Annotated in this window: 16 protein-coding genes; 1 reads left to right on the forward strand and 15 read right to left on the reverse strand. The window is 65.1% G+C overall.

Annotated features, from left to right (window positions below):
* Position 1: 1 nt before the first annotated feature.
* From cheY to flhD, 12 genes are all read right to left on the reverse strand, one after another.
* Positions 2-397, reverse strand: coding sequence for a chemotaxis response regulator CheY (gene cheY / locus AB4Y31_RS08800; protein ID WP_018441495.1), 396 nt, complete (start codon positions 395-397; stop codon positions 2-4).
* 94 nt (positions 398-491) lie between these two features.
* On the reverse strand, positions 492-1,568 hold the full coding sequence (locus AB4Y31_RS08805; protein ID WP_368673617.1) for a chemotaxis response regulator protein-glutamate methylesterase: 1,077 nt from the start codon (positions 1,566-1,568) through the stop codon (positions 492-494).
* Between the two features lie 5 nt (positions 1,569-1,573).
* Positions 1,574-2,359 carry a chemoreceptor glutamine deamidase CheD gene (cheD, locus tag AB4Y31_RS08810; RefSeq protein ID WP_368673618.1) on the reverse strand — a complete coding sequence of 262 codons (786 nt, stop codon included), beginning with the start codon at positions 2,357-2,359 and terminating at the stop codon, positions 1,574-1,576.
* On the reverse strand, positions 2,356-3,336 hold the full coding sequence (locus AB4Y31_RS08815; protein ID WP_368673619.1) for a CheR family methyltransferase: 981 nt from the start codon (positions 3,334-3,336) through the stop codon (positions 2,356-2,358). The genes cheD and AB4Y31_RS08815 overlap by 4 nt, the downstream gene beginning before the upstream one ends.
* A 100-nt stretch (positions 3,337-3,436) precedes the next feature.
* Positions 3,437-5,428: a methyl-accepting chemotaxis protein gene (locus AB4Y31_RS08820; RefSeq protein WP_368673620.1), complete on the reverse strand. Its 1,992-nt coding sequence runs from the start codon at positions 5,426-5,428 to the stop codon at positions 3,437-3,439.
* 76 nt (positions 5,429-5,504) lie between these two features.
* Positions 5,505-6,035, reverse strand: a complete 531-nt coding sequence (cheW, locus tag AB4Y31_RS08825) for a chemotaxis protein CheW (protein ID WP_018441490.1) — start codon at positions 6,033-6,035, stop codon at positions 5,505-5,507.
* Between the two features lie 24 nt (positions 6,036-6,059).
* Positions 6,060-8,381, reverse strand: a complete 2,322-nt coding sequence (cheA, locus tag AB4Y31_RS08830) for a chemotaxis protein CheA (RefSeq protein WP_368673621.1) — start codon at positions 8,379-8,381, stop codon at positions 6,060-6,062.
* Positions 8,382-8,401: 20 nt separating this feature from the next.
* Positions 8,402-8,773: a response regulator gene (locus tag AB4Y31_RS08835; RefSeq protein WP_018441488.1), complete on the reverse strand. Its 372-nt coding sequence runs from the start codon at positions 8,771-8,773 to the stop codon at positions 8,402-8,404.
* Positions 8,774-8,780: 7 nt separating this feature from the next.
* Positions 8,781-9,788: a flagellar motor protein MotB gene (motB, locus tag AB4Y31_RS08840; protein ID WP_018441487.1), complete on the reverse strand. Its 1,008-nt coding sequence runs from the start codon at positions 9,786-9,788 to the stop codon at positions 8,781-8,783.
* A gap of 57 nt (positions 9,789-9,845) precedes the next feature.
* A complete protein-coding gene (gene motA, locus AB4Y31_RS08845; protein WP_018441486.1) occupies positions 9,846-10,706 on the reverse strand; it encodes a flagellar motor stator protein MotA in 861 nt (286 codons plus the stop codon).
* A gap of 193 nt (positions 10,707-10,899) precedes the next feature.
* Complete coding sequence (gene flhC / locus AB4Y31_RS08850; protein ID WP_368673622.1) at positions 10,900-11,457, reverse strand: flagellar transcriptional regulator FlhC; 558 nt, start codon at positions 11,455-11,457, stop codon at positions 10,900-10,902.
* 14 nt (positions 11,458-11,471) lie between these two features.
* Positions 11,472-11,792 carry a flagellar transcriptional regulator FlhD gene (gene flhD, locus AB4Y31_RS08855; RefSeq protein ID WP_368673623.1) on the reverse strand — a complete coding sequence of 107 codons (321 nt, stop codon included), beginning with the start codon at positions 11,790-11,792 and terminating at the stop codon, positions 11,472-11,474.
* A 572-nt stretch (positions 11,793-12,364) separates the two neighbouring features.
* On the opposite strand from flhD, the gene AB4Y31_RS08860 reads away from it, so the two are divergent.
* Positions 12,365-13,432 carry a glycosyltransferase family 4 protein gene (locus AB4Y31_RS08860; protein WP_368673624.1) on the forward strand — a complete coding sequence of 356 codons (1,068 nt, stop codon included), beginning with the start codon at positions 12,365-12,367 and terminating at the stop codon, positions 13,430-13,432.
* Positions 13,433-13,512: 80 nt separating this feature from the next.
* On the opposite strand, the gene AB4Y31_RS08865 is transcribed toward AB4Y31_RS08860, so the two are convergent.
* From AB4Y31_RS08865 to AB4Y31_RS08875, 3 genes are all read right to left on the reverse strand, one after another.
* On the reverse strand, positions 13,513-13,824 hold the full coding sequence (locus AB4Y31_RS08865) for an H-NS family nucleoid-associated regulatory protein (RefSeq protein WP_368673625.1): 312 nt from the start codon (positions 13,822-13,824) through the stop codon (positions 13,513-13,515).
* A 333-nt stretch (positions 13,825-14,157) separates the two neighbouring features.
* Entirely contained in the window at positions 14,158-14,979 is an 822-nt protein-coding gene (locus tag AB4Y31_RS08870; RefSeq protein ID WP_368673626.1) for a Cof-type HAD-IIB family hydrolase, read from the reverse strand.
* A 49-nt stretch (positions 14,980-15,028) separates the two neighbouring features.
* The gene (locus AB4Y31_RS08875; protein ID WP_368673627.1) at positions 15,029-15,943 is read right to left on the reverse strand and encodes a BadF/BadG/BcrA/BcrD ATPase family protein; all 915 of its coding nucleotides are present in this window, start codon (positions 15,941-15,943) and stop codon (positions 15,029-15,031) included.
* Positions 15,944-16,045: the final 102 nt, after the last annotated feature.

Below are 16,045 nucleotides of genomic sequence, written 5' to 3' on the forward strand. Positions count from 1 at the left end.
TTCAGCTCCCGGTCTTGCCCAACTTCTCGAGAATCTTCGTGAGCTTCTCGTCGAGCGTGGCGGCCGTGAAAGGCTTCACCACGTAGCCGCTCGCGCCGGCCTGCGCCGCCGCGATGATGTTTTCCTTCTTCGACTCGGCCGTCACCATCAGCACCGGCAAGTGTTGAAGCGAAGCGTCGGCGCGGATCTCTTTCAACATCGCGAGGCCGTCGAGATTCGGCATGTTCCAATCCGAAATCACGAAGTCGTAGCCGCCGCCGCGCAGGCGCGACAGGCCGGCCGCGCCGTCCTCGGCTTCGTCGACATTCGAATAGCCGAGCTCCTTCAACAGGTTGCGGACGATCCGTCGCATCGTCGGAAAGTCGTCCACCACCAGAATTTTCATGCTCTTGTCCATCTCGTTCCCTTAGTTCCCAATTTCGCCCGCACGAAAGCCGCCGCGTCGAGCCTCGCACCCGTCTCTCCCCCGGGTGCCAGGCCGTCGGCCGAAGCTACACGCGCTGTACCCGATCGCCCATCGCCGCCAGACGCGCCATCACGCGGCGGCTCATTTCCGACAAAGGCGCAATCTCGTCGGCCGCGCCGAGCGCGATCGCCTCGCGCGGCATGCCGAAGACGATGCAGCTCGCTTCATCTTGCGCGAGAGTGTATGCGCCCGCATTTCGCATGTCTAACATTCCCGCCGCGCCGTCGCGCCCCATGCCCGTCAGGATCACGCCGACCGCGTTCTTGCCCGCGTGCTGCGCGGCGGACCGGAACAGCACGTCGACCGACGGCCGATGCCGGTTCACGGGCGGATCGTCCGACAGGTGCGCGATATAGTTGGCCCCGCTTCTCGCCAAGAGCAGATGCGCATGGCCCGGCGCGATATAAGCATGGCCCGGCAGCACGCGCTCGCCATGCTCCGCTTCCTTCACGGTGATGCGGCACAACCCGTTCAGGCGCTGTGCGAACGACTTGGTAAAGCCCGGCGGCATGTGCTGCGCGATCATGACGGCCGGCGCGTCGGGCGGCAGCGGCTCGAGCAGCTCGCGGATCGCCTCGGTGCCGCCCGTCGAGGCGCCGACGATGACGAGCTTCTCCGTACTGACGAGGGGATTGTTCAGCATCGGCGCCGGCGCGCCCGGCACCGCGCCGCCCGCGCGGGCCGGCTGCGCCTGACGCACGCGCGCGCGCGAGGCGGCGCGAATCTTGTCGGCGAGCTTTTCTGAATACTCGAGCATGCCGTCGCGGATGCCGACCTTCGGCTTCGTCACGAAATCGACGGCGCCGAGCTCGAGCGCGCGCAGCGTGATCTCGGAGCCGCGCTCCGTCAGCGACGACACCATGACGACGGGCATCGGCCGCAAGCGCATCAGCTTCTCGAGAAAATCGAGCCCGTCCATGCGCGGCATTTCGACGTCGAGCGTCAACACGTCAGGGTTGTGCTGCTTGATGAGCTCGCGTGCGACGAGCGGGTCCGGCGCCGTGGCGACGACCGTCATGTCCGGCTGACCGTTGATGATCTCCGTCATGAGGCTTCTGATGAGGGCCGAATCGTCGACACACAAAACCTTGATTTTCTGCACAGCGCTCAGGCCTCCTCTACCGTCTTAGGGCTGTTGCTATTGCTGCCGCCGCGCACACCGCCCACCGCGCCGAAGAGCTCGATGCGCGGCTTGGCCGGCGCCGCCGCCGTTGCCGTTGCCGGTCCCGCGAAGTCGGCGCGCGGCTTCGCGGCACCCGGCGTGGCGTGCGACGTGAACAACTCGGCATGTTCTTTCGCGCGGGCGCGCGCGTGGCGCGCCGCGCGCGCTTCGGCCACCTGCCTCGCGAGTTCCTGCTCGCGCTCGGCGACGCTCGGCTCCTGTTGCAGCCGCAGCTTCTTGACCATCGCCTGGCCCGTCGTCGGCATGAATGCGACCTTGCGCGGATGCACGCCTTGCAGGTCTTCGGCGACGATGCGGATCTTCTCGAGCGCGAGATAGCGGCGCGCGAACTCGGCGTTGCGATCGCCGATGTTGATCGTCGTCATGCCGGCGAGCACCGCCGCGCCGCCGAACACCTTCGCCTCGAAGCGCTCGCGCCGGCCGCCCATCTTGATGAGCTCGTTGATCAGCACTTCCATCGCGTAAGCGCCATAGCGCATCGATTCCGACGCGGCCTGCGTCGGCTCGCCATCGTCGGGCAGCATGAAGTGGTTCATGCCGCCAATTCCCGCTGTGCGGTCGTGAATGCAGGCCGCCACGCACGAGCCGAGCACCGTCACGAGCACCATATCGTCGCCCGTCGTATAGAACTCGTTCGGCAGCAGCTTCACGCCACGGCGATTGAAGTGGTTGTCGAAGTAATGATTGGTTGCGATCGGCAGGCTGCTCATACTTCAGCCTCCTGCCCGCGTCTTGCCGCGCTGCCGCTCGCCGCCGCGCGTCCCGTCGCCTGCGCGCGTGCGCCCGCCGCCGTATCGCGCGTGAGCTCGTAGACGGTCTGCCCGCGCAGCCGAAACGCCTGCGTCACATAGGTGAAGTTCTCCGAGTGACCGGCGAAGAGCAGGCCGCCCGGCTTCACGAGCGGCTCGAAGCGCGCGAGCACTTGCGACTGCGTCGGCTTGTCGAAGTAGATCATCACGTTGCGGCAGAAAATCGCGTCGAACTGAGTGCGCAATCCATAATCGGCGTCGGTCAAATTCAATTGCTGAAAGCGGATCATCGCACGCAGTTCGGGCCGCACTTTCACGAGGCCCGCATGCGGGCCGGTCCCCTTCAGGAAGAAACGCTTGAGGCGCTCCGTCGAAAGCGGCTTCACCTGGTCGAGTGAGTAGACGCCCGCCTCGCCCTTCGCGAGCACTTGTGTGTCGAGATCCGTCGCGAGGATCGTCGCCTGGCGCGCGGCCGAATCGCCGAGCGCCTCGACGAGCGTCATCGCGATCGAATAGGGCTCCTCGCCCGTCGAGGCCGCCGAGCACCAGATCGAGACCGGCTGCTGACGGCGCTTGACGAACTCGGCCAGTATCGGAAAGTGATGTGCCTCGCGAAAGAACGCCGTGAGGTTCGTCGTCAGCGCATTCGTGAAGGCTTCCCACTCGGCCGCATCCTGCTCCGACTCGAGCAGATCGAGGTAGCGCCGAAAGCTGTCGAGCCCGCGCGCGCGCAGGCGCCGCGCGAGGCGGCTGTACGCCATGTCGCGCTTATGGTCGGACAGCGAAATGCCCGCGCGCCGATAGATGAGTTCGCGAATGCGCGCGAAGTCCGCCGACGTGAACTCGAAATCGCGATCGCCAAAGCCGGCGCGCTCGGCGAGGCCGGGGCCGCTTGGCTCGACCCCATCGGGCCGCTCGGATGCGCGCGCTATCGTCATGGTCCTACTCTTTTCGTTCCGTCACTTCGTCGCTTCGTGTCTTCGTCGGGGCGTTCAGGCCATCGTCTTGGGCTGCGTCTTCATCTTCATTTCTTCATTCTCAGAACGTTTCCCAGTCATCGTCGGAAGACTTGCTCGTCGATACCGCCGCGGCCATGGCTGGCGCCGGCTTCGCGGGCTGGGCGACGCTCGGCTTGGCGGGCTTCGTCGGCAATGGCCGCGCGACCGTCGAGGCGGTGTTCGCCGTTGCCGGCGGCGTCGCGGCGGCTTCGTGATGGGACTGCACGGCTTGTGCGCTGGCCTGCGCAACGTTTGCTTTCGGCGCCGTCGAATCGTGCGATGCGTTGGCGGCCGATCCCGCCGAATGCGTAGCGCGCGACGACGCGGCGGAGGAAGGCCGCGACACGGTACGCGCGGATTTCGCGGACGACAGTGCCGGCTTGCGCGATACCGTGGCCGTCTGGGCCGTCTGGGCTGCCGGCGACGCCGGCGCCGCGTGCGGCATCGACGTCCTACCGCCACCGCTGGCGGGCGCATGCTCATTGACGCGCCAGTGGCTCACCTCGGCCTTCAGTTGCCGCGTCTGCTCTTCGAGCGAGGCCGCAGCGGCGGCCGCCTGCTCGACGAGCGCCGCGTTCTGCTGCGTCACGTCGTCCATCTGCACGAGCGCGCGATTGACGCCTTCAATGCCCGTCGACTGTTCTTCCGACGCCGCGCTGATCTCACCCATGATGTCGGTCACGCGGCGCACGGCCTGAACGATTTCCTCCATCGTCGAGCCTGCGCGGCCGACGAGCTCGGAGCCGCTCGCCACCTTGTCGGCCGAATCGCCGATGAGCGCCTTGATCTCCTTGGCCGCCGCCGCGCTGCGCTGCGCGAGGCCGCGCACTTCGCCCGCCACGACCGCGAAGCCGCGGCCTTGCTCGCCCGCGCGCGCCGCTTCGACGGCCGCGTTGAGCGCGAGGATGTTCGTCTGGAACGCGATGCCTTCGATGACGCCGATGATGTCGACGACCTTGCTCGAGCTCGTCGCGATGTCCTGCATCGTCGTGACGACCTGGCTCACGACGTCGCCGCCGCGCATCGCGATATCCGACGCGTTGACGGCGAGCTGGCTCGCCTGCCGCGCGTTCTCGGCATTCTGGCGCACGGTGCCCGTGAGCTGGTCCATGCTCGAGGCCGTCTGCTGCAGCGAGGACGCCTGTTCCTCCGTGCGCTGCGAGAGATCCGTGTTGCCCATCGAGATCTCGTGCGCGCCGACGTCGATCGACTCGGCGCCGCTCGCCACCGCCTTCACCATCGCCGTGATGCTGTCCTGCATCTTCCGGATGCCCGCGAAAAGGCGGCCGACTTCGTTCTTGCTCGTCACTTCGACGCGGCGCGTGAGGTCGCCTTCGGCGATGCGCTCGAAGTGCTCGATCGCATCGTCGAGCGGCTTGACGATGAGGCCGCGCAGCGCCAGGCGAATGACGACGATGAGTACGATCGCGAGCACGCCGATGCCGACGATGAGCGACTTCATCAGCGAGATCTGCGATTCCGCCTCCGCGCGCATTTGCTCGACGTGCTGCTGGCGTGCCTTCACGACGCTGCTCGCCGTCTGGTCGAAGGCGACGAACATGGGGCTGATTTTCGTATCGGCGATCGCGTGGTAGCCGGCCATGTCTCCTGCGCGCACGGCGGCGAACTCGGGATCGACACCGTCATGCGTGAGCGAGGCGTAGCGCGCCGAGAGTTCGGCGACGAGCGCGGAATCGAGGCCTGCCTTCGGGGCGTTCTGGAACGCCTGCCACGCTTCACCCGCCTTCCCGTAAAGCTCCTGCGCCCGATCGAGAACCTTCTTGGCCTCATCGGCGTTGTTCGCTTCGGTCAGCGCGCGAAATCGGTCGAGCGCGATGCGCGAACGCAGCAGATAGGCGCTCGTATCGTCGAGCGAATGGATCGCGGGCAAATCGTCGAGCGCAAGCGCGTCGAGCGTGCGGCCCGCTCCCGAGAGCGCGGTGAGCGCGAGCGCGCCGACGGCGAGCGTCAGCGCCAGGAACACCGCACCCATCGCCGTGAGCGTCGTGCGAATCGACCAGTTGTGCAGCATTTCTCGAATCTCCGTGTCTTGCTGGCGAACGCGGCACCGGCCGCGCCCGGCGATATGACGGGCGCGACGCGTGTGTTTATCCCGCGAACGAGTCCATCAACGCCATTTCCTTGCTGGTCATCAGCTTCTCGATGTCCATCAGAATCAGCATGCGGCCGTCCACGGTGCCGAGACCGGTCAGGTACTCGGCCGTCAGCGTCGCGCCGAACTCGGGCGCGGGCATGATCTGGTCGGGCGTCAGCGTGAGAACGTCGGAGACGCCATCCACCACCATGCCGACGACGCGGTGCGCGACATTGAGGATGATCACGACTGTTTGATGGTCGTACTCGACGCGGCCCAAATGAAACTTGATGCGCATATCGACGATCGGCACGATGATGCCGCGCAGATTGATGACGCCTTTGATGAACTCGGGCGCATTGGCGATGCGCGTCACGCTGTCGTAGCCGCGGATTTCCTGCACTTTCAGAATGTCGATGCCGTATTCTTCGGCGCCGAGCGTGAAGACGAGGAATTCCTGTCCGTTCGCGTCGGCCTGCTGCGCGTCGCGGCGTCCGCCGGCGACGAGCGCGTTGTTCGTATTGCTGACTTGGAGTTCTGCCACGTTAGCCCCCACCACGGTTGGGAATTACGAAAAATTCATTGCGCCATGCGAGGCGCGCGAATCGCGAATCAACGCCGCCACGTCGACGATCAGCGCGACGCTGCCGTCGCCGAGAATCGTCGCCGCCGAGATGCCGTGCACCTTGCGGTAGTTCGTTTCGAGGTTCTTCACGACGACCTGCTGTTGACCGACGAGCTCGTCGATCAACATGGCGAAGCGGCGGCCCTCCGTCTGCATGATCGTGACGATGCCCTGCGTCGGGTCGGTGCGCGCACCTTCGACCGAGAAGATCTCGTGCAGCGCGACCACGGGCAGATATTCGCCGCGCACGCGCACGACGCGCTCGCCGTTCGCGACCGTGTAGATATCGTCGGCCGACGGCTGCAGCGACTCCATCACGAAATTGAGCGGCAGGATGAAGATTTCGTTGCCGACTTTCACCGACATGCCATCGAGGATCGCGAGCGTAAGCGGCAGGACGATGCGCGTCGTCGTGCCCTTGCCTGCCTGTGAGGCGATCTCGACGTGTCCGCCCATCGACTGAATGTTGCGCTTGACGACGTCCATGCCGACGCCGCGGCCCGAAACGTCCGTCACCTGGTCGGCCGTCGAGAAGCCCGGCATGAAGATGAGGTTCCAGACTTCCTCGTCCGTCATCGAGTCGCTGACCTGCATCCCCTGCTTGGCCGCCTTCGCGAGAATCTTGTCGCGGCGCAGGCCGGCCCCATCGTCGCTGACTTCGATGACGATGTTGCCGCCGTGATGCGCCGCCGAGAGAACCAATTGTCCCGTCGGATCCTTGCCCGCGGCGCGGCGCGCCTCGACTGTCTCGATGCCGTGGTCGAGGCTGTTGCGCACGAGGTGCGTGAGGGGATCGATGATCCGCTCGATGAGACTCTTGTCGAGCTCGGTCGCCTGGCCGAACGTGACGAGCTCCACTTCCTTGCCGAGCTTCGCGGCGAGGTCGCGCACGAGGCGCGGGAAGCGGCTGAAGACATAGTCCATCGGCATCATGCGGATCGACATCACCGCTTCTTGCAGATCGCGCGCGTTGCGCTCGAGCTGCGCCATGCCGTTGAAGAGTCGATCGTGCAGTGCCGGGTCGAACGTGCTCGTCGTCTCGGCCAGCATCGCCTGCGTGATGACGAGCTCGCCGACGAGGTTGATCAGTTGATCGACCTTCTCCACGCCCACGCGGATCGAGCCGCCCTCGCTCGTCGCGGCGGCGGCGGCCGGGCGCGCCTTGCGCTCGTCGGCGCTCGCGGAGGAAGGCGAGGATGCCGATGAAGCTGACGACGAAGCAGCAGCCGGCATTGTCGGCTTCGGCTCGGGTTGTGCCTCCGGCTGTGCGTCCGATTGAGCCGCCGCGGCCGGGGCCGGCATCGCCGCGGGCGCGGGCGCCGGTGCGGGCGCGGCTTGCGTCGCCGCGGCCATGAAGGCTGAAGCCGATGCAACGGCCGGCTGCGCCACGGATGCCGCGTCTCCCGCCGCCTCGGCCGAAGCCTCGCCTTCCGCACCCGGCGCCTTGCCGCGCCCGATCACGATCTGGCTTTCGTCGATCACGAAGCACAGCACGGCGGTGATGTCGTCGGTCGGCACGTCGGTCTCGAGGTAGACGATCAAGTCGCCGCCGCTCTTCGCCTGTTCGACGATGTGGCCGAGGTTGCCCAGTTCTTCGATGAGCAGCGCCTGGTCCTTCTCCCCCACCCCCCGTAGCGTCACTTTCAGGTGAGGTCCTGCATCCGTTGAAGCCTGGCCCGCCTGCGCCGCATCTGGCACGACAGCGTTTGCGGTGCCGTGCGTCGCATCGATCGCCTGGTCGACGACATGATCGGGCGCCATGCCTTCGGCCGCGCCGCCGGCGGCGCTCGCTTGCGCCGCGGGTGCGGGAGCGGGCGCCGGAGCCGACGCCACCGCCGCCGCGGGGGCGGCCGCCGGGGCCGAAGCTTGCGCCGGCTCGCCATCGCGCAAGCGCTCGAGCTTCGCGCAAATCGCGGCGGCTGCCGCGGCGTCGGGTTCTGCGCTCGCGCGATAGGCGGCGAGCTGATCGGCGAGCACGTCCTTCGTTTCGAGGAACGTGTCGATCATGTCCTTGCGCAACGTCAGTTCGTTGTTGCGGGCGCGATCGAGCAGCGATTCGAGAATGTGCGTCGTTTCGGTGAGCGCCGCGAAGCCGAACGTCGCGGCGCCGCCCTTGATCGAGTGGGCCGCGCGGAAAATGGCCGCGAGGTCCTCCGGATCCGGCGTGCCGACGTCGAGATTCAGCAGCAACTGCTCCATCTCGCCGAGCAGCTCGTCCGCCTCGTCGAAGAACGTCTGATAAAACTGTGTGATGTCGAGTGTCATGCGTCAGTCACCGCGAAGAATCATGAGGGCAGCGCCGCGATCAATTCGGTCAGCGTATCGAGATCGAGCGGCTTGGCGATCCAGCCGGTCGCGCCGGCCGCGCGCGCCGCGTCCTTGAACGCATCGCCGTCCTCCGTCGTCAGCACGAAGATCGGCGTGGCCTCGTAGGCCGGCTGCGAGCGCAGCGCGGCAATCACATCGAGGCCGCTTCTCCTCGGCATGTACTGATCGGTCAGCACGAGATCGAACGGGTGCGGATGCGCGAGCGCGCTCGCGAGCCCCTCGTCGCCGTCGGCCGCCACGGTTACCTCGTAGCCCGCCTCGCGCAGCGTTGCGGCGAGGATTTCGCGCATCGCGGCCGAGTCGTCGATCGCCAGAATGTCCCTGATCATGAGTGCCTCACTGCTTGCCCGTCGATCCGGCCTGCTCGCCCGGCGCCTTCAGAAGCGGGGGCTGCATCTTCTGCGCGAACGAGGTCGCGCCGGCGGCGTCGTTGGACAGCGTCGTTGTTGTACTGTCGTCGCGCATCACCGCTTCCTCGGATTTGCGGTTGAGCACGATGATGCTGATGCGGCGATTCTCCGGATCGAGCGGATCCGCCTTGTTCAGGTTTTGTGTCGACGCGAGGCCGAGCACGCGCAGGACCTTGCCTTCGTCCATGCCGCCTTCGACGAGCTCGCGCCGCGACGCGTTCGCGCGATCGGCCGAGAGCTCCCAGTTCGTATAGCCGCGACCGTTACCGGCATAGGGCACGGCATCGGTGTGGCCTTGCACGACGATATGATTCGGCACGTCGTTCAACGTCTTGCCGATCGCCCGCAGAATGTCGCGCATGTAGGGCTCGACGTCGTCGCTCGCCGTGGCGAACATCGGCCGCTTTTGCGTATCGACGATCTCGATGCGCAGGCCCTGCAGCGTCGAATCGATGCGGATCTGCTGCTTGAACTGCCGGAGGATCGGGTTCGCCTCGATCGCCGCCATCAGCTTCACCTGCAGGTCGTGCAGGCGCTCCTGCTCGCGCCGCTCGAGGGAGCCTTTGAGCGGATCGATCGCCTGATCGTCGTTCTGCGCGGTCGTATGCGTCGCCTTGTCGGTCGAGCCTTCGGTGCGGCGCGTGACGCCGGCCGCGTCGGTCGAGATGTCGCGGCCGCCGCCCTTCAGGATGCTCGACGAATCGGCGCTGCGATCGCCGCCGAAAAGCGCCGCCTTGAGCGGCTGTTGGAAGTATTCGGCGATGCCCTTGAGCTGGACCGGCGTCGCGGCCGACAGCAGCCACATCAGCAGAAAGAACGCCATCATCGCGGTCATGAAGTCCGCATAGGCGAGCTTCCATGCGCCGCCGTGGTGCCCCTTCCTTGCGGGCGCCACGCGCTTGACGACGATCGCTTTGTCCTTGCCCTTGCTCATCCGCGCGCTTCCTCGAGTCGTGCCTTGCCGCCTGCCAGGTTGGTTCGCCGTCCGCGCTTACTTCGCCTTCACGCGGCGCACATGCTCTTCGAGCTCGGCGAACGACGGGCGCTCGGTCGAGAAGAGCACCTTGCGGCCGAACTCGACGGCGATCGCCGGCGCATAGCCGTTCAGGCTCGCGAGGATCGTGACCTTGATGCACTGAAACATCTTCGTGGACTCGGCCACGCGCTGCTCGGCGAGGCTCGAGAGCGGGCCGATGAGCCCGTACGAAAGCAAAATACCGAGGAACGTGCCGACGAGCGCCTGCGCGATCATCGCGCCGAGCACCGCGGGCGGCTTGTCGGCCGATGCCATCGTATGGACGACGCCCATCACCGCGGCGACGATGCCGAACGCCGGCATCGCGTCACCCGTGCGCATCAGCGCGTGCGCGGGCCCCTCGCCTTCGGCGTGATGCGTTTCGATTTCCTCGTCCATGAGGCTTTCGATCTCGAAAGCATTCATGTTGCCGCCCACCATGAGCCGCAGGTAGTCGGTCAGGAACTCGACGATATGCTTGTCCGCGAGGATCTTCGGATATTGCGTGAAGATAGGGCTCTTCTCGGGGTCGTCGATATCGGCCTCGAGCGTGAGCGTGCCTTCTTTGCGCGCCTTCGCAAGCAAAACGTAAAGGAGCGCCATCAGCTCCATGTACACATCCTTCGTGTACTTCGAGCCCTTGAAGAGCGTCGGCAAAAGCTTGACCGTCGCCTTGATCGTCTTGAGCCCATTGCCGAGGATGAACGCCCCGAGCCCGGCGCCCATAATCATGAGCGCCTCCTCCGGCTGCACGAGCGCGCCCAGATGTCCGCCCGCCAGCGCATAGCCGCCGAAGACGGACAGCACAGTCACGAGTGTTCCAACGAAAATCAGCACTGCCGGGTCCTCACAATGGTCGGCGGAGACCGCCGTTGATCAGGTTTACGGCAGGCGGGCCGAAACTTTGAGGACGAATGCGCGTAAACGGCAGTATTGCGGCGGTATGGGTCCGCCGCGGGAACCGGAACGCGCGTCGACATGCAAGGCTTCCCTCGAAGCGGGTCAGACATGCCGAAAGACGGCCGGACGCTCAGGCCGCCTCGGCCAGGCCGGTCACGGCCGTCTTCGCGGCGGACTTTTTGGTTTTGCCGGCTCGCGAAGGCGGCTGGCAGAGCCCGCAGACGAAACCGTTCTGCGGATCGTGCGCATGGGCGACGAATTGACCTTTGCAACGCACGCAAGCGGTCATCTGGAGCATGCCCGACTCGAAGAAACGCACGAGGGTCCAGGCACGCGTGAGCGAAAGCAGCGGTTCGTCGCCATGCAAGGCCGCATGCTCGAGATAGAGCCGGTAACTTTTGACGATGCTCTGAATCGTCTCACAGCGGCCATGGAGCGCCATGAACCGGTAAATATTGTAGAAAAGCGAGGAATGGATGTTCGGCTGCCAAGTCATGAACCAGTCCGTGGAAAACGGCAGCATGCCCTTCGGCGGCGAGACGCCTTTCAATTCCTTATAGAGCTTAATGAGCCTGTCGCGCGAGAGGCTGGTTTCGGCCTCGAGCAACTGCAAACGCGCGCCAAGTTCGATCAGCTCGATCGCCAGCGTAATTTCCTTGACTTCGAGCACTACGCTCTTCGTTGCCATATCAGCCTGAGCGGTCAGCCGATCGTTTCGGCCGGCTGGCCCGCCATCAGAATGGCCGAATGCGAATGCGAGAGCGCCGACGACTTGCCTTTATCGGCCAGCGACGAAAGCACCGCGTGATCGTCGAAGCGGAAGCGGCACAAAAGCTGGTTCGATGCGGCGAGCTTCACCGTCTGGGCGAGCGTGAGGCTCGCCAGCACGTCGGCAAGCTGGTCCGAGATGCCCATGCGGAACATCCCCATTGCCCGGTCCTCGCGCAGCAGCCGTTGGGCAAGCAGCAAATACGACAGATTGACGTCTTTGATCTCGCTGAGCGTTTCGCTGGTTGCGTCCATGATTCCCCCGTTCGATGCCGCACACTTCCGATGCGGTGCTCGGTCATTCGGAAACGTTTGCCCGATGCGGCGCCAACGCCGCGCGCGAGCCGGCCCTTCTTGGGCTTGGCGCAATTGTGTCGAATTGTAAAAAGACTGGAAATCGGAAGAAGAACCGCGAGGCGTGTCGGAACTATCTGGAATGCATGTAGGAGTTATTCTTACATCGGGCCGCGTTCTTGCTATTTCGGAGACTGGCAAGCGCTCGTGAACCCGCGCCGGGGTTGGCGCTGCGGGAAATCACGGCGCGCTTCGCGGCGGCACCCAGGCAGATTATAGGGAGGGCCCTCGCTGCTTTGCAATAAATGCGTGCGCTCGCTCGACGCCGCGCGGAACGTTGCGCGCGCCTTGCGAAAAGCTTGCGCAGCGTCGACGCCCGCTCGCGACCCCGCTGTTTCGGGCTGTAACAAGGGTTAAGGGTTTGAAAATGCGCTAATCAGCGGCGCGTCCGGTCCCGATAATGACAACCAAGGCCCTTATGCGGCGCAGCAGCGAAAAGCGGCGCCGCTCTTTTTAAGCAAGGAGATTCCCGTATGCGAATCGCTCAAATCGCGCCGCTTTACGAGGCCGTTCCCCCGAAGTTCTATGGCGGTACCGAGCGCGTCGTGTCGTACCTGACCGAAGCGCTCGTCGAGCTCGGCCACGACGTGACGCTGTTTGCGAGCGGCGACTCGGTGACTTCGGCTACGCTCGAAGCGGCGTGGCCGCGAGCCCTGCGGCTCGACCCCTCGATTCGCGATCCCCTCGCTCCGCACATGCTGCTGCTCGAGCAAGTGCGGCGTCTCGCGTCCGACTTCGACGTGCTGCATTTCCATCTCGACTACCTGCCGTTCGCCCTTTTCGCGAACGCAGGGACGCCGTTCGTGACGACGCTGCACGGGCGGCTCGATCTGCCCGAGCTGCAGCCCGTCTTCAACACGTTCACGGATGCACCGGTCATTTCGATATCGCAGTCGCAGCGCACACCGTTGCCGCAGGCCAATTGGCTCGGCAACGTCTACCATGGCCTGCCCTCGGGGCTGCTGACACCGCGCACGCAGGAGGAGCCCGAGTATCTGGCGTTCCTCGGCCGCATCTGCCCGGAAAAGCGTGTCGATACCGCGATTCGCATCGCCGCCATGAGCGGGCTGCCGCTCAAGATCGCGGCAAAAATCGACAAGGTCGACCGCGACTACTTCAAGACGGAGATCGAGCCGCTGCTCGGCGAAGCCCATGTCGAGTTCATCGGCGAGATCGACGAGACGCAAAAGCCCGAATTCCTCTCGGGCGCGAAAGCGTTGCTGTTCCCGATCGACTGGTGCGAGCCGTTCGGGCTCGTCATGATCGAAGCGATGGCGTGCGGGGCGCCCGTTGTCGCGTTCAATCGCGGCTCGGTGCCCGAGGTGATCGACCACGGCGTGACCGGGTACATCGTCGAAGACACACATAGCGCCGTTGCCGCCGTACAGCGGCTCGACGAGCTCTCGCGCGAAGAAATCCGCGCTCAGTTCGAGCGGCGCTTCACCGCGCAGGCGATGGCGCGCGCCTATGTCGAGAAGTATGAAACGCTGATCGAGCGCACCGCTCGCCGCCCCGCGCTGCGCAGCGTCGCGGCGGGTTGATGTGATGTGCGACGGTCGTTGCGCGGCGCCAGTGGGGGCTCGGAAGCAGCAGGCCTTCGGCGGCGCGCATCACAGTGCATTCACTCTTTGATGAGATAACGGTCGCGGTTCTTGCCTTGCATCCAGCCGGGCACCCGACCGCGGCCGCTCCACGTCGCCCCCGTCTTCGGATCGCGGTACTTCGCCGGCAGCGGCGCTTTCTGGGCGCTGCCTTTGCGGGGACGACCACGACGAGGCGCTTCCGCGAAACCGAGGTCACGCGCCGACAGGCCGAATTCGGCGATTTTTTGTTGGATGTCGGCGATGACGTCGGCAAGCTCGGCGCGCCTCACCTCGTCTGCCTGCGCCTGCAGCTTCGCAATCTGTGCCTTGAGTTCTGCGTATTGGGACATCGTGGTCTCCCTGGATAAAAAACAATGCGTGCCCGGAGGTTAGTCGGAACGCGCAAAGCTGGCAATGCTCAATTCACCTGGGTTTACCAGGAAATCATATGATAATTCTCGAGCCCGCGCCTACCGTGGGTAATGCCACATTAACGCAATGAAATATTTCCGTTCGTGACGTATTCAGGGAATTCACTAATTCGCTAGAGCGTTGCGCCAGTCATTGCGTAATGCCGGATCGCTCGCAGCCGATGCAGGTCGAATGCATCGAATCTCCTGGCCGCATGGCGCATGGGCCCTGCTTATAGTCGACTGAGCCGCCCAATGAGGCCGGCGCGGCTATCAGGAAGTCAATTCGTCGGTGATCGAAAAGAGCTTGCGAAGCTGATGCGCGACCCCGGCTTCGAAGTTGTTCCCGATGCGCGGCACTTGCGGCAGCCGCGCCATCAGTTGCGGATTCGCGTTGTTCATCATGAAAGGGTGGCCGGCCGTCTCGAGCAGATCGATGTCGTTCATGTTGTCGCCGAAAGCGACGCAGTTCGCATTGTCCGCGCCGATGCGCGCCAATACGAATTCCAGGGCCCGGCCTTTCGAAACATACGCGCTCATGACTTCCAGACAGTCGGGCAGCGAATAAGTCACGTAAAGCGTCTCGCCGAATTCGCGCGCTAGATTCGCCGCCACTTGCGCAAGATCGTCGGGCTCGCCGATATAAAGCACTTTGGCGATATCGTGGCCGTCATGCTCGAGCGGATCGACGATTTCATAGCGAAATCCGGAGTCGCGATGGAACGCAAGCAGATGCGGGGCATCGCGATCGATAAGCCAGGCGTCGTCGGCAAAAAGATTGACGATGACGCGTCGATGCTCGCCCGCAATTTCGGGGCGCACGAGCTTTCGCACGGTCGCGGCCGGCAGATCGAGCGCGTGAATCAGCGTGTCGTCGGGCGCGTGCACGCGCGCGCCGTTCGATGTGACGAGATACGGGCGGATACCGAGCACATCGCGAATGCCCGCGACATCGCAGTAGTGGCGTCCAGTCGCGATGACGAAATGGATCCCTTCCTCGGCCAGCCGCCGCACCGTCGCCACCGTGAAAGGATCGAGCTGATGCTCGCTATTGAGCAGCGTTCCATCGAGATCGGTGGCAATGACTTGATACATGGCTTCAGGGCAAACGGGCCGAAACGGCGAGGCCGCCATTTTAACGTGGCTAGTGCGGCTGGCGCGGCGGCTGCTCGCCGGCCGCGCGCCGCGCGAGTTCGAGGGCGCCATGCGCGGAATCGGCGCGCGGCGCGACGAGCCGGTTGCTATGAGAATGCGGAATGTGCGCGCGCAGCGGCTCACCGAGGCCGCCGCAAAGCGCCACAGGCAGGCGTGCGGAGGGATCCAGCGCGTCGATGAGCCGAGCGATGTCGCGTCCGGCTTCGGCGAGCAGCCGCATTGCAACCGTATGCGTTCGATGTGCGAGCACGATCGGCGCGAGGCTCGCGTAGGCCGCTTGATTCGCGGCGCACAGCCAGACGACGAGACTGTCGCGGTCATGCGCGCCCGTTTGCGCGAGCAGCGCATCAGAAAACTCGTCCGCCGGCGCGCGGCCGTCCAGCGCTTGCTGCGCATGCACGATCGCGCGCAAGCCGAGCCATGCGCCGCTTGCCTCGTCCCCGGACGGGAAGCCATAGCCGCCGGCGATTCGGCAACTGCCGTCTTCCGCGAGCACGGCCGCGATGCTGCCCGTGCCGAGCGCGACGATGACGCCCGCCGATCCGCCATGCGCGCCGAGCAAGGTCGTGTAGGCATCGCTCTGCACGGCGAGCGCGGCGAGTCGCGGCGCTTGCGCCTGGAATGCGGCGAGCCAGTCGCGATTGTTGACGCCCGCGAGCCCGCAGCCGAGCGCGCAGCGCGACCATTCGAGTTCCAGCGCCGCGCGCTCGAAGGCCTGCGCGACAGCCGTGCCGATTGCTGCCCACGCACGTTCGGCGCCTAGCGCGAGCGCCGACGCGCCGCCCGTGGCTTGCGCGAGCTCATTGCCGCTCGTCGCGTCCGCCAGTACGACACGTGTGCCGCTGCCGCCGCCGTCTACACCGACGAGGAACTGCGCTGCTTGCGCTCTTTCTTCGATACTCATAAGTGCTGGATATCGCTTTCCGTAAAAGGAGCCTCGGCTTAAAACTCCGCCCTTCAAGGCTGCGAGCCGAAACCGCCGCCTGAAGGCCGGTTCCGAGCAGTG

The organism is Trinickia sp. EG282A (assembly GCF_040965455.1).
Taxonomy (GTDB): Bacteria; Pseudomonadota; Gammaproteobacteria; order Burkholderiales; family Burkholderiaceae; genus Trinickia; species Trinickia symbiotica.